At 37.1% G+C, this 13,763-nt stretch carries 13 protein-coding genes and 1 tRNA gene; 7 read left to right on the forward strand and 7 right to left on the reverse strand.

Annotated features, from left to right (window positions below; genetic code table 11):
* The first annotated feature begins 48 nt into the window (after positions 1–48).
* Positions 49–1,119 (forward strand): sensor histidine kinase, encoded by a 1,071-nt coding sequence (locus tag LC418_RS07320; protein WP_223558618.1) that lies wholly within the window; start codon positions 49–51, stop codon positions 1,117–1,119.
* The gene (locus LC418_RS07325; RefSeq protein WP_174772294.1) at positions 1,100–1,801 is read left to right on the forward strand and encodes a LytR/AlgR family response regulator transcription factor; all 702 of its coding nucleotides are present in this window, start codon (positions 1,100–1,102) and stop codon (positions 1,799–1,801) included. The genes LC418_RS07320 and LC418_RS07325 overlap by 20 nt, the downstream gene beginning before the upstream one ends.
* A gap of 262 nt (positions 1,802–2,063) precedes the next feature.
* Here the strand turns inward: LC418_RS07325 and lgt are convergent, their stop codons facing one another.
* The 3 genes from lgt to LC418_RS07340 form a co-directional block, all read right to left on the reverse strand.
* Complete coding sequence (gene lgt, locus LC418_RS07330; RefSeq protein WP_223558619.1) at positions 2,064–2,900, reverse strand: prolipoprotein diacylglyceryl transferase; 837 nt, start codon at positions 2,898–2,900, stop codon at positions 2,064–2,066.
* Positions 2,901–3,117: 217 nt separating this feature from the next.
* The gene (locus LC418_RS07335; RefSeq protein ID WP_034704100.1) at positions 3,118–3,312 is read right to left on the reverse strand and encodes a cold-shock protein; all 195 of its coding nucleotides are present in this window, start codon (positions 3,310–3,312) and stop codon (positions 3,118–3,120) included.
* A gap of 91 nt (positions 3,313–3,403) precedes the next feature.
* On the reverse strand, positions 3,404–4,528 hold the full coding sequence (locus tag LC418_RS07340; RefSeq protein WP_223558886.1) for a DEAD/DEAH box helicase: 1,125 nt from the start codon (positions 4,526–4,528) through the stop codon (positions 3,404–3,406).
* A gap of 519 nt (positions 4,529–5,047) precedes the next feature.
* Between LC418_RS07340 and LC418_RS07345 the strand changes: the two genes are divergently transcribed.
* Positions 5,048–5,995, forward strand: coding sequence for a beta-1,6-N-acetylglucosaminyltransferase (locus LC418_RS07345; protein WP_111956078.1), 948 nt, complete (start codon positions 5,048–5,050; stop codon positions 5,993–5,995).
* A gap of 160 nt (positions 5,996–6,155) precedes the next feature.
* Here the strand turns inward: LC418_RS07345 and LC418_RS07350 are convergent, their stop codons facing one another.
* Entirely contained in the window at positions 6,156–6,521 is a 366-nt protein-coding gene (locus LC418_RS07350; RefSeq protein WP_111956080.1) for a sigma-70 family RNA polymerase sigma factor, read from the reverse strand.
* 522 nt (positions 6,522–7,043) lie between these two features.
* On the opposite strand from LC418_RS07350, the gene LC418_RS07355 reads away from it, so the two are divergent.
* Entirely contained in the window at positions 7,044–8,039 is a 996-nt protein-coding gene (locus LC418_RS07355; protein WP_223558621.1) for a terpene synthase family protein, read from the forward strand.
* Between the two features lie 459 nt (positions 8,040–8,498).
* On the forward strand, positions 8,499–9,752 hold the full coding sequence (locus LC418_RS07360) for a hypothetical protein (protein WP_223558622.1): 1,254 nt from the start codon (positions 8,499–8,501) through the stop codon (positions 9,750–9,752).
* A gap of 71 nt (positions 9,753–9,823) precedes the next feature.
* On the opposite strand, the gene LC418_RS07365 is transcribed toward LC418_RS07360, so the two are convergent.
* A tRNA-Leu gene (locus LC418_RS07365) sits at positions 9,824–9,903 on the reverse strand.
* 68 nt (positions 9,904–9,971) lie between these two features.
* Positions 9,972–10,739, reverse strand: a complete 768-nt coding sequence (locus LC418_RS07370; protein ID WP_111956086.1) for an MBL fold metallo-hydrolase — start codon at positions 10,737–10,739, stop codon at positions 9,972–9,974.
* Between the two features lie 54 nt (positions 10,740–10,793).
* Between LC418_RS07370 and LC418_RS07375 the strand changes: the two genes are divergently transcribed.
* Together LC418_RS07375 and LC418_RS07380 are read left to right on the forward strand one after the other, a co-directional pair.
* A complete protein-coding gene (locus LC418_RS07375; RefSeq protein WP_111956088.1) occupies positions 10,794–12,221 on the forward strand; it encodes a TonB-dependent receptor in 1,428 nt (475 codons plus the stop codon).
* Positions 12,222–12,232: 11 nt separating this feature from the next.
* Positions 12,233–12,682 carry a GAF domain-containing protein gene (locus LC418_RS07380; protein ID WP_111956090.1) on the forward strand — a complete coding sequence of 150 codons (450 nt, stop codon included), beginning with the start codon at positions 12,233–12,235 and terminating at the stop codon, positions 12,680–12,682.
* A gap of 338 nt (positions 12,683–13,020) precedes the next feature.
* Here LC418_RS07380 and LC418_RS07385 read toward each other — a convergent pair whose 3' ends face one another.
* On the reverse strand, positions 13,021–13,758 hold the full coding sequence (locus tag LC418_RS07385; RefSeq protein WP_223558623.1) for an ABC transporter substrate-binding protein: 738 nt from the start codon (positions 13,756–13,758) through the stop codon (positions 13,021–13,023).
* Positions 13,759–13,763 lie beyond the last annotated feature (5 nt).

The raw sequence follows: 13,763 nt of genomic DNA on the forward strand, positions 1-13,763 counted from the left end.
TTTTCCGCTGAAAGATGGTATTTTGCATAGTAAATCCTATCACACTCAATGCCAGGCAGAAAATCAAAATTATATATCCATTTACTCTTTTGGATACTGTACTATATTCTGGAAGTTTATCTGGACTTTTACTGGTCAAGATACCAGTTTCCTGATGCAAAATGGCAGATAAGGCTTCAGAATACTATTATTCTGGAACTTGGATATCTTCTGATTAAAATTCCGTTGGGTTATGCTCTTCTGTATGTGTACGAAAGAACCGGTCTCAAAAGATTTCTTGCCTGCATTCTCTCTGTTATTATTCTTATTGCGGCGGTTCTTGCCCACAGGTTTTTTACTCATTATATCATTTATCCCCATATTTATGGAATTGTTGAAACATTGGATGGCAAACAGCCTTCAGGATTTATCAACGGACTCGTGGCTTTTAACTCCTTTATGGATCTGATCTTTATGGCAGGCCTTATATTCGGCGTTGAAATTACAAGGCAGAAGAATCTGCTGAAAGAACAGATCTCAAAGCTGAAATCAGAAAAGCTGGATCAGGAACTTACCATGCTGAAGGCTCAGATCAATCCCCATTTTTTGTTCAATACACTGAATAATATTTACGGAATGGCCCTTAAAAAAGCTGATGAAACACCTGATGTGATCTTACAGCTTTCCAAAGTGATGCGGTATAATATTTATGAAGCAGCTGAACGGTATATTTCTATAGAAAAAGATGTAGATAATATCAAAGATTTCCTCCAGATCCAGAAGATCCGGCACCATGGCCTTGTCATCCGTTTTAATGAGAATGTAGATAATCCTTCCCAGGAGATTTCGCCGCTTATTTTGATCCAGTTCGTTGAAAATGCTTTTAAACATGGTGTTTCAGAAACCCTTGGAAAGAGCTTTATTCATATTGATATCCAGCTGAACAATGGTGTTCTTCATTATCATATTGAAAATTCAAAAGAAGAAAAACCTCACGGAAATTCTACAAAAATAGGACTGAAAAATATCCGAAGACAGCTTGAACTGCTTTATCCAAAGCACATTCTCACCGTTGAAAGTACCAGTGAACGCTTTATTGTAACCTTAATTATTGACCTTAATGATACATTCCGCTTCTAAAAAATACAGTTGCCTCATCGTGGAAGATGAGCCGATAGCCGCAGAAATCCTGGAAAATTTTGTTTCAAGGGATGAAGAATTTCAGCTGGTGGCAAAATGTTCCGATGCTGTTTATGCCGGAACCCTTTTAAACAGGCATGATATTGATCTGATGTTTCTGGACCTTCATCTTCCGGTGGTAAAAGGCTTTGATTTCCTGAAAAAACTAAAAAATCCGCCTCTTGTTATCGTGACTACTGCTTATCACCAATATGCGGTAGAAGGCTATGAGCTTGATATTGTAGATTATCTGATGAAACCTGTTCCTTACGAGAGGTTTACCAAAGCGATTGAAAAGTTTAAATATCTGATGAATGCTGAGGAAGCTTTATTGGAGGCAGCGGACCGGGAACATATTTTTATCAGTAGTGGAAAAAAACAAATTAAAATTGTTCTTCATGACATCTTTTTTATTGAAAGCCTACGGGAATATATTCACATTCACACCAAAGCAGGAACGATCACAGTGAAAATGCCGATCAGCAGGATAGAAGAAAATCTGGATCCTAAAATATTCGTGAGAATTCACAAATCTTACATTATTTCCAAGTCTAAAATTGAGGTACGTTCTGCCAGCATGATACAGGTGATGGGCAAAAAGCTTCCGATTGGCAGGACATACAAGCCTTCCATTGAGTTGTAAGCCTTCATAGACTTAAAGCTTTATTTGATAGCTGTTTCTTTTCTTTTACTTTTATTTTGAACAACTTTGAACTGTTAAATAGCAGTAAATAAAGATTTTAAGAGGAAAACCGATTGCAATAATTAGAATATATGTGGATGTTAGTATTCTGAGGAATACGGATTGGCTTAATCATATTAAGCCAATTTTTTATTTGGAATGATCCGAAAAAAAACCTCCGGTATTACAATTGGTACCGGAGGTTTTGGTTATATTTTAAGGACTATGAAACTTTCATTTCTTTTTTGTCCCGGATACTTTTAATAATAAAGAAAAGTCCCAGGAACAGAAACGGAATGCTTAAAATTTGTCCCATATTCAGGCTCATTCCTTTTTCAAAATCAACCTGGTCTACTTTTATAAATTCTACAAAGAACCTCACGATAAAGATGAGTAGAGTAGTGATGCCGAAATAAAAGCCCTTCCCGACCTTAAAGATATTTTTGGTATAAATGAAATACACAAGAAGGAAGATCACCAGATAGCAGACCGCCTCATACAGCTGGGCAGGATGTCTCGGAATGTTATCTATCTGTTTGAATATAAAAGCCCATGGTGCATTGGAAGGCGTACCTATAATTTCAGAGTTCATCAGATTGCCCAACCTGATAAATGCTCCGGCCAGAGGAGTAGCAATAGCGATTACATCCAGAACAGTCATAAACTTAATGGAAAATTTTCTTGCATAGATGAGAAGCATAATTATAAGTCCAATTCCGCCGCCGTGGCTTGCCAATCCTGCATATCCTGAAAAATGGTAGGCTCCGTCAGCTCCTTTTTGGATCGGCAGGAATATCTCAATAGGATGCTGGGAGTAATAATCAAAATCATAAAACAGACAGTGCCCTAATCTGGCACCTACTAAAATTCCTATAAATGCATAAGAGAAAAGTGCTTCATGTGCCTGCTGACTTAGATTTTCTTTTTTATAAATGGTTTTTAGGATCGTGTAGCACAGAACAAGTCCGGCCAGAAATAGCAACCCATAATATTTAAGGGGAAATCCGGAAATATTGAAGATTTCAGGACTTACATCCCAGTTAACGTATAGCAAATTCATTGATGATGGTTGTGAAATTATTTTTTAGGGACAAATATAGCAGGATATAGCCGTTTTTAAGGAACATAAGTGAGACTTTAGGATATTTTGGGGGAATATATCATGTTTTTATAAGGATACAAAAAAAACCTCTCACATTAAGTAAGAGGTTTTAACGGACATCAAATAAAAGTATTGCTACTTATCAGTCAATGTTCGTTTAAACGTTATATTCAAATTATGCTAACTTTACGTTAACTGCATTTAAACCTTTGTCGCTTTTTTGTACTTCGAAAACTACTTTATCGTTTTCACGGATAGATCTTGAATCTAAACCTGAAGAGTGTACAAAAATGTCCTTACCTCCATCTGATGGAGAAATAAATCCGAAGCCTTTTGCTTCATTGAAAAATTTTACTGTGCCTTCTTGCATTGTAATGGGTATTAAAAATTGTTGTATTAATTATTTTGAGGATTTTTTTCTTAAATTTCTTAGAGAAACAATCCATCTATTTTATTGTGATTTAATGTATATATTGGAATTTTTCAACAGGCATGATAAATCCTATCAGCTTCTGAATATTTGTTAAGTCGGAACGTTGTCCTTCATCACAGAAAGAAACGGCTGTTCCCTGGGTTCCTGCTCTTCCTGTTTTTCCAATACGGTTAACATAAGTCTCTGGTACATCCGGAAGTTCATAGTTAACTACATAAGGAAGTTCTTCAATGTCGATTCCCCTGGCGGCAATATCAGTGGCAACCAGAACACGGATCTTACTGTTTCTGAAATCTTCCACAGCCTGTTGTCTTGCCATCTGAGATTTGTTTCCATGGATCGCTGCTGCAAAAATTCCTGTACGCTCCAATTGTTTCACGAGTCTGTCGGCTCCCTGCTTGGTACGTGTAAAAACCAGTGAACGTAAAATAGATACATCCTGCAGTATATTGATAAGCAGATTAGCTTTTTGGGTCTTTTCAACGAAATAAACAGACTGGTTAATGGTATGCATTGATGATGGAACCGGATTTACTGTAATTTCTACAGGGTTCTTCAGCATGGCATCTGCAAATTTCTGGACGTCCGGCGGTAAAGTTGCAGAAAAGAACAAGGTCTGTCGTTTTTGTGAAACCAGTTTCAGGATCTTTTTTACATCCTCTGCAAATCCCATATCAAGCATTCTGTCAGCTTCATCAAGGACCAGTATTTCAATTTTAGAGAGATCAATATATCGTTGGCTTACCAAATCCAGTAGCCTTTCGGGAGTGGCAATAAGAATATCCACTCTTTTTCTGAGAGCAGCAAGCTGGCTTCCGGATAATACACCTCCAAAAATGGAAAGCTGTGATAATGGTAAATATTTACTGTAGACTTTAAAACTTTCTTCCAGCTGCAGGACTAATTCCCGGGTTGGTGTTAAGATTAAAGTTCGTATTTCTTTATGATCTGGTGTGTTTCTTTTTAATAACTGGAGAATGGGCATGGCAAATGCCGCCGTTTTTCCAGTGCCGGAATGGGCATAGCCTATAATATCCCTTCCTGCTAAAATATGGGGAACAGCAGTATACTGTATCTCTGTAGGTTTGGAATATCCGGCTTCTGTAACGGCACGGACTATAGGATTTATTAAATTTAAATTTTTAAAACTCATCATATTCTACCGGAACATCCGGTTCTGAGTGGCCAAATCGGTTAAGATCTGAATTGTTGTCTTGTATCAAAATAATGAATATCAGTTCTGATAAAGCATTATCTTTAATTATTATTTACTTTGCATTAACTTTGACAATAAATTCAGTTGGGAATATATTTGCTGAGCTTTGCAATATCATATCGTTCTTATTCTCAGGGGCAGGATTTTAAATCCGTACCGTTCTGAGCTTTATAACTACTTCTAACCTGAAAACCAAGGAAGCAGTATTAAAAATTATTTAAAAATAAGTTTTAATTGGGCAGCTGAAAAAGCAAAACTGAAAGAGAAAAATGAAGATTTTAAACTATTACAGAATAGCAAAAGGCAGAGACCTGTTTTTATAAATGCTTTGCAAAGCTACAATAAAGAAATTGAATATTAATTGATTTAAATGATTGATTATCAAAAAATTATTCGTAGCTTTCGCACGTTAACTGAATTGTTTGCACCCAAGCGGATGATTTTAAATCCGTACTTATGCAGACCTCTGTTCCTACAACCAGCCCCCAACCCCAAACTTTACAATCTCACACAGACCAGCATGTGAGAATTGCATACTTCATTATGCTTCATCATAAGCCGGAAGTATTCAAAGCAATGTTTCAGAAGATCTATACAAGAGATCAATTTTACCTCATCCACATAGACCGTAAAGCTAAGGAGGAGTTTACCGATGAGATCCAGATGTATCTCATCAAGTTTCCCAATGTTTATATTCTGGAAAGCATCAATATTGTTTCCGGAGGCTTCAGTATGATCCAAGCTGAACTTGATGCCATGGAATTTCTGCTTAACGTCAACCAGGAATGGGATTATTTTGTTAATCTGAGCGGTGAAGATTACCCTTTGAAATCTCAGAATATCATCAGGAAGTTCCTTACAGCGAATAATGGAAGGAATTATCTTTTCTATTATGATCAGAAGTTTTACCGTCCGGATACTCTTAAGAGAATACAGAACCATTTTACGGAGCTTTCTTATAAGATTTCGTCTCTTATGTACAAAAGAGAATTTATGAAAGGAGTTACGCCTTATATAGGAGGGAAGTGGGTTATTTTTACCAGAGATACCTGTGCTTTTCTTGCCAATAATAAAAGAGTAATGAATTTTGAAGATTATTACCTTCATACATTTCTGCCCGCAGAATCATTTTTCCAGACTGTTCTTATGAATACTTCTTTTAACGATCTTATTGTAAATGATGATAAAAGAGCCGTCATAGAAAAACCAATATTCGGTAAAAAACAGACACCAGATGAGCTTATTCTTTTTCTGAAAGCTACGAACCACCTTTTCATCAGGAAAATAAATGAGAAAACAGAAGAAGAAGTTGTGAAATATATTGAAGAAAGCTACGATCTTCCTTTACCGAACATAGATGAAGTAGAAAGAGAGCTGAAAATTGATAAAAGACAGGATAATTAACTTCTGTATTTCCTCAAAATATTAATAGAGGTCTTAGATTTCGCTCATTACATACATATTCTCCATGGTAGGAACTGTACTGCCACCTTGCTTTTCAAGTGTTATAGCGAAGACCTGTGCTTTCGGAATATGGGCAAGAGCTGTTTTGCTGTCTTTTTCTTCAATGCATTCGCATTTTGATTTTCACCGTTCCAAGAGGTATTTTCAGCTTGTCCGATATTTCGTTCTGCGTATAGCCCTGGTAATATGCTAAGTCGATAAGTTTCTGTTTAGCAATCTCCAGACCTTTCAGTACATTATTAAATCCAATAAAATCAGATGAATTATTAGTCGTTGAAAGTTCTGCAGAGCTATATACGAAATCAGGAAGCGGCTGGTTTTTAAGTTCATTCTGAAAACCTTTCGATTTTAAATAATCTATAGCCGTGTTTCTTGCAATATTAATCATCCATGTATAAAATCTTCCTTTTGAAGAATCGTACTGATGGACAGCATTCCAGATTTTCACAAAAACATCCTGGATGATTTATATTTTTATGTTATTAATTCTTTTTAATTTTTATTCGTTAAAACCCCAATTACATGAAATAAAATTATGTTATATTAAATAAATTTTTAATTTTAGTATATCAAAAACACTAAGACCATGAAATCATGGACAATGAAAATTTTAACCCATTTGAGTTGCTCAATGACCAATTTAAGTATCCTTTTCCAACTTTGAAAGCCCTCATGCCAAACAGCTCCAGGAGATTACCGAAAAAAATGGATAGAGAATATCTATGGCTTTATGAGTAAAACCCCGAACTCCGCAAAAAGTATAAAAAAACCAAAACAGCACATATTTCTGCTCAATGGTTTCTCGTTACAATGCTATGGAATTTCCGGAAACCAGAGAATTGAAAGAAAAGTTAAGTCAATACAAATCTTATTAAAATACTTGATCTAAAATATTCAAATTTACAGCTAGAATGGAAGTTTGCCGATAGGGGTCTTATGAAATTTCCCTTCTATATTCACTTTTTTTAACACTACAATTTAAAATACTATGAAAATAATTAATGTTCCAATTCCCAAGTACCCATGGCCCTATTTAGTAGGCCCCTTTGTAGAGTCCTTTACACAGGATGAAATTGATTGGTACGACACAGACTTTACATTCATGTCTGAAGCAACAAGGGAGAAATACAAAAAGCATGGTCTAGCACAGGCAACATCTTATATGTTTCCCGGTGCAGACACAATAGAAAAGATACGTCCCATATGTCGATTTATGATCTGGCTGACTTTGTATGATGATTATTATGAATTATGTCCAGTTGATGAACTGGCAGTCATTAGAGATCGCATTATGGAAGTGATGTTGGGAGCTTCGCTCAAGCCCGATGATATAGGATTAATAAGGCAGGTAGCCTATTGCAGGGATGAATTTCGCCCCTATGCTAATAATGAATGGTTTGATCGTTGGACACAGGCTTTCTACCGCTATACCACATATGGTCTTATGGAAGAAACACCATATAAGCTGTCGGGTAAAATGCCTACTCTTAATAATCTTCTGCTTATCCGTGAATACTCCATATCTATGTATACATTTGGTGAACCGGTAGAATTAACTATTGATTTTATAATGCCAGGATATATTGCAGAGCATCCGGCTATTCAACGTATAAAAATGTTGATGTGCAGGATTATTGCTATTCAAAATGATCTTGCTTCTTTACAAAAAGAACTTGCAGTAGAAACTGAAATATTAAACATTGTCTTGGTAATACAACATCAGTACAAAATTTCCCTGGAAGAGGCATGTGTAGAAACAATACGGATACATGATGAATATGTTAAAGAGTTACAGGATATGGAAACTAATCTCCCAGACTTTGGCATATATCAAAAAGATGTGGAGAAGTATATTTATTATATGATTCTAATGATTACAGGGTTAGGTGCATGGTATTATAAAGGAACTTCTTCGCGCTATACAGTGCCCGGAGCATTTCCAAAGCCGGAATATGGAATTACATCTTCTAATGTGCCAGAGTAGAATGAATAGAGTCTGCATATTTATTCTGACCAAAAAAGAGCAAGACTACTGGATGGAGATTTCCAATTCTTGGGAATATCTTTTTGATCTTCATCCTCTAAAGTGAATCAAGCAGGGTTCAATACCAGTATTGCTTTTGGAGCAGCTGCAGGCTCTGGGGTTTATGATGAGATTTTAGCAGGAATTGAAGCTCAGGCAATTGCGGGTCTGTTTATTGTCTGAGGTAATTTTTATTACTGAGGTGTGAATCCTACCCTTAGAAAATTTCTGAGGATAGAATTTTTTTAATTATTAATCTTAATTATAGAAAAATATTACCCAAAAGTGTAATTGACCTGCTTTGTTTTTATCATCAGTTTTACTATGCAAATCAATAAGCGATAAAACAGTGTGCCAGAGGCACGCTATACTGTAGAAGTCGGATTTGTAATGATTACTGCTAATAAAAACAAAATTACCATGAAAACACTACATTTAAAAAGTCTGAAGATTCTCGTGAGCTTTTTCTTGCTTGTTCTGTTTACCAGCCTGTATTCACAGCCGGCTCCTGTTGGCCGTATTTATGACCAGGCGCACCAGCAGAGCTTTGTTTTGTATAGTGACGGAATGACGGTGCAAGATGGCAACCCCATGAATAGAGGCATGGCGTATCGTGATCCGTCCGGAATGATGTATTTAAGGCTACCGGCGGCTAATCCGTACCAAAAAGCTTTTTTCCTGGATTACAACAGGAATGTTATTGAGATTGATTATATCCAGGGGGCCAGGATTATTGGTTATTCAGACATTCAGCCACCACCCAATCCGATGATTAATTATGTTCCGCCGGTATACAACCCTAATGTCGGTATTCAGACAGCGAACGGTTTCCAGCCTTTACCGGAGCAGATTATAGACATCAACAATCCGTATGGTGATCTGATGATCACAAACGAGCAGACTGCTAAAAACTGTTACGACCGGTCAGTTAGTTTTAATGGTACCCTGGACCAACAGAAATTTGGCGATTGCATGATTGAAAATATGGCCGGAAAAAAGGAGAATGAAATTTATAACTGTGTTAAAAATGCTTCAACACCGGAAGAGCAGGCTTTATGTCTTGTTGGCACTATGGGAGGCACAAATGAAAGAAGAATATCTGGATCTCTGCTGAAATGTTATAAGCAGTATGGAAACGACTATAGTAAATATCCGTTATGCCTGGCAGGTGAATCCTCGGATCCTGAGCTTCAAAAGCTTCTTTCCTGCGTGCAGCAGCAGGGCAGTTTTGGACAGGTGAACTTTATGAATACAGCCATGTGTTATGGAGCAAGCAGGCTTAATATGAATACAGAATCTCAGATCGTAGTGCAGTGTGCTGTAACGTCAGGCGGGCAGCCTTATGCTTTTGCCGGTTGTGCCGGTGGGCAGCTGATGTCAAGAGAGCTGGATAAATGCCTTACCAATGGAGTAGGCGGAGATTCCGGTTGCTTTGGTAAAAATAATGACATTGTAAAAGGTTTGAATAAAATTGGTTTAGAGCTACAGAATCAATTTGGTCCTAATAATGACATCGTGAAAACATGGAACAATACTGTCCACGACATTCAGTATGGTCCGGGTAAAAACCATGAAGCGGTAAAGGTCTTTACCAATGTCGGAAACGAGCTGGGAAAAGCAGGAAATAATATCGCAAAAGAAATAAAAAAAGTACTGCCGAAAATAAAATGGTGATTGCAGGAAGAGCTAATTTTTTTAATTTAATAAAAAACCTCTAAGAATCAAATGATTCCAGAGGTTTTTAGTACCCAGGACCGGGATCGAACCGGTACTCCTAAGAACTGGTGTTTGAGACCAGCGCGTCTACCAATTCCGCCACCTGGGCAAGTGTTAAATTGGTGTGCAAATATAGAAACTTTTTTTAATGTTCAAAAGCTTTTTAAGAGAAAAATTTTAAAATTCTATTTCCAAACCATCATAGGCCAGATGCATTCCCTCCGGAAGATCCTTATCTTCAATATCATGCAGCCCAAGATGATGGCTGATGTGAGTTAAAAATAATTTTTTAGGCTTAAGCTCCTTAAACAGGGCAATGACGTCAGGAAGGATAAAATGAGCTGGATGCGGATCGAATTTTCTGATGCAGTTTAAAACCAGCACATCCAGATTCTGCAGTTTCTCCTTTTCTATATCCGAAATAAAATTGGCATCCGTAATGTAGGCAAGGTTTTTAAATTTATATCCGAAGACCGTAATTTCATAATGAATTACTTCAACAGGCGTGATTTCGGTATCTAAAACGTGGAAAGGTTTATTTTCAATTTCGTGGAGATCAAAAGCCGGCGCTCCCGGATATCTTATATCGGCGAAGGCATAAGGAAAGCGGTTTTTAATCTCATGTCCAACTCTGTGGAAGCAGTAAATAGGCATATTTTTTCCGCTTTTAAAGATCAGCGGACGCATATCATCAAGCCCGATCACATGGTCATTATGTTCATGGGTAAGAAGAGCAATATCTACAGTGTTTTCGTGGTTGAGAAGCATCTGTTCCCTGAAATCCGGACCGCAGTCGATGAGTATTTTTTTACTTTCCTCAGTAGTAATCATTACTGAAGAGCGGAAACGCCTGTCTTTGGGATTTTTGGAAGTACATACCTCGCATGTACAGCCTATAACGGGCACACCCTGGGAAGTACCGGTTCCTAAAAATTTCAACTTCATTTTCTTTTGAGGTTGGTTTAATTTTGGTAAATTTACGAAAAATTTCACGTCCTAATGTATCAGAAACTAACTCCTAAACAAAAAGCATTAACAATTAATCTAGATCCTACTATTTATGGTACTTTCGCAGAGATTGGAGCAGGGCAGGAGACTGTTCGTCACTTTTTTAGAGCAGGAGGGGCTTCAGGTACAATTGCTAAGGCGATGTCTGCTTATGACAAAGATTTTAGTGATGCCATTTACGGAAAAGAAGCAAAAAACAGGTATGTTACTCAGAACAGACTTCGTAAAATGCTCCGTTATGAAGTTGCATTAATTGAAGAAAGGATTTCAAGGGAAAATAACCCCAACAGAAAATTTTTCTCTTATGCAAACACGGTAACTACCATTAATTTCGATAAAACACTTAAAGGCCACGGCTGGGTTGGAATCCGATTCCAGACAAAGGAAAACGAAGATTATAATGAGATCGTAATCCACGTAAAATTTAAGGAAAATGATGCTACCTTACAGCAGGAAACTTTAGGAAACCTGGGAGTAAACCTTATTTTCGGAGCTTTCCATTATTACGACAATCCAAGAAATTTAATCGAATCTTTATACGATGACATTGCAAAAGACGGTCTTGAAATTGACATGATCGATTTCAGCGGTCCTGCCTTTGACTATGTTGATAACAGGCTAATGTCATTGCAGCTTGTGAAGCACGGAATGACAGATGCTGTGATTTTCAATTCCCAGGGGAGCAATATGCTGCCTGCCGATGTTTTATACAAGAAAAATATATTCGCGGTAAGAGGAAGTTTTAGACCCGTAACGAAAGTGAACATCGATATGCTTAAAAACGGCCTTGAGATGTTCCAGAAAGATGCAACCTGTACCCATGAAGAAACAGAAGTCCTTATTGAGATCACCATTTCAAACCTTCGGGCAGATGGTGATATTGATGAGAGAGATTTTATGGACAGGGTGGATATTCTTGGTAAACTGGGATATACCGTTATTATTTCCAACTTCTCGGAATACTACAGGCTGATCGATTATTTTGCTTCCTATACGAGCGGAGATATTGGTGTTGCAATGGGTGTGAATAACCTTCTGATGGTATTTGATGAGAAATATTACAAAGATCTTTCAGGTGGAATTCTTGAAGCATTCGGAAAGTTCTTCAGAAACGGGATGAGGGTGTACCTTTACCCTTACAAAGATCCTGAAACCCATGAACTGCTGGATTCTTCAAACCTTAAAGTAGAAGAAAACTTAAAAGAGCTTTACAAATATTTCAAGCACAACAACCGTATTGTGGATATTACCAATCATAATCCTGAGTTTCTGGAGATTTATTCCAGAGAAATATTAAGAAAAATTGCATGCTGTGTTAAAGGCTGGGAAAACCAGGTTCCTGAAGGTGTGGCAGAAATGATAAAAGAACGTGGAATGTTCGGCTATAAAGAAGAGCTTTCCTTCAAACAATTCTCCTAAAACAAAATAAAATGTCAGAAATAAAGAAAAGACTTTCTTCCATTCTTGAAAGTCCAAAACATAATACAGAAGAAAAGCTTGAGAAGGTATGTCACCTGCTGGACCAGGAAATTTCCTACTTCAACTGGACAGGATTCTACTTTAAAAACGGGGATAAAGATGAGCTGAAACTTGGTCCTTACGTAGGAGCACCTACCGATCATACCATCATTCCTTATGGAAAAGGGATCTGCGGACAGGTTGCTGTTTCCAATGAGACATTCGTAGTTCCGGATGTTCATCAGGAAAGCAATTATCTGAGCTGCTCTATTGATACGAAAGCTGAGATTGTGGTACCGATTTTCAAAGATGGTCAGAATGTGGGTCAGATTGATATCGATTCCCATACTGTAGACCCATTTACTGCTCAGGACCGTGAACTTTTGGAATGGCTTTGTAATGAGGTGTCAAAGATTTTGTAATTGAAATTTCAATTCTACAGATAAAATACAAGCTCCGGTGTAAATTGGGGCTTTTTTGTTGCATTTAAATACAATTGGTGGCTGAGGTTCCCGAAGCTATCAAATTGATTGGTTCAAGAGATTGCTGAGAAATATGGATATTCTTTTGACCACCCGTCAAAAATTATTTGAATTTTCGCCACCCCTCCAGAGAAGGGGAATTCTGAACCCTCAGACGAATTTTCGCCCGTATGAAAATCAAAGATTCTCATAGAACTTAAGTGCTCTTCTATGCAGCTTTTATTACAACTTATAAAAAACTTAAGTGTTTAAAACTTTTACCCCTTTTGTGGTTAAAATTAACGCTGCATTGCATGAATTTCAGCTAATAATTCCTTAAAATAATCCCCGCATTTTGCAATATGCGTTCCGTACCATGAAAATGCCTCTCCATCCACGATCATGATCTTTTTGTCAGGATAAAAAGCCTTCATCTCCTCAATATGTTTTTCTTTGAAAGGGAATGGTTCCGAAGAAAGCATAATGACTTCCGCTTCAGCAAGATCTTCCATTTGAATCTCAGGATAGCGGGTTCTGTTTTTAAAAATATTTTCAAAACCAATCTCTGACAGAATTCTGTGTATAAAAGTATCCGAACCAATGGTCATATAAGGATTTTTCCAGATAAGATAAGCTGCTTTTATTGTTGAATTGAGTTTTGCCTGTTCCAGGACCTCATAAATCTTAAGATTGAACTGTTGTGCCCTTTCTTCTTTATTAAAAAGATTCCCGAGTGTTTTAAGAAGGTAATAATTATCTTCAATGGTCTCCACATTAGTCACGATGACTTTAAAATCGTCCATCAGTGCTTCTACCTGCTCTTTGATATTTTCTTCTTTATTGGCCAGAATGAGATCCGGCTGCAATGCCCTGATCTTATCAATATTGATATTTTTTGTTCCGCCAATAACCGGAACATTTTTTACTTTGTTTTCAGGGTGGATACAGAATTTTGTTCTCCCGATCACTTCATTTTCACTAAGACCAAGATCAAATAACGCCTCTGTAATAGAGGGAACTAAAGAAACAACTTTCATATTCA

Origin of the sequence: Chryseobacterium lathyri (assembly GCF_019970085.1) — a bacterium.
Lineage (GTDB): Bacteria > Bacteroidota > Bacteroidia > Flavobacteriales > Weeksellaceae > Chryseobacterium > Chryseobacterium lathyri.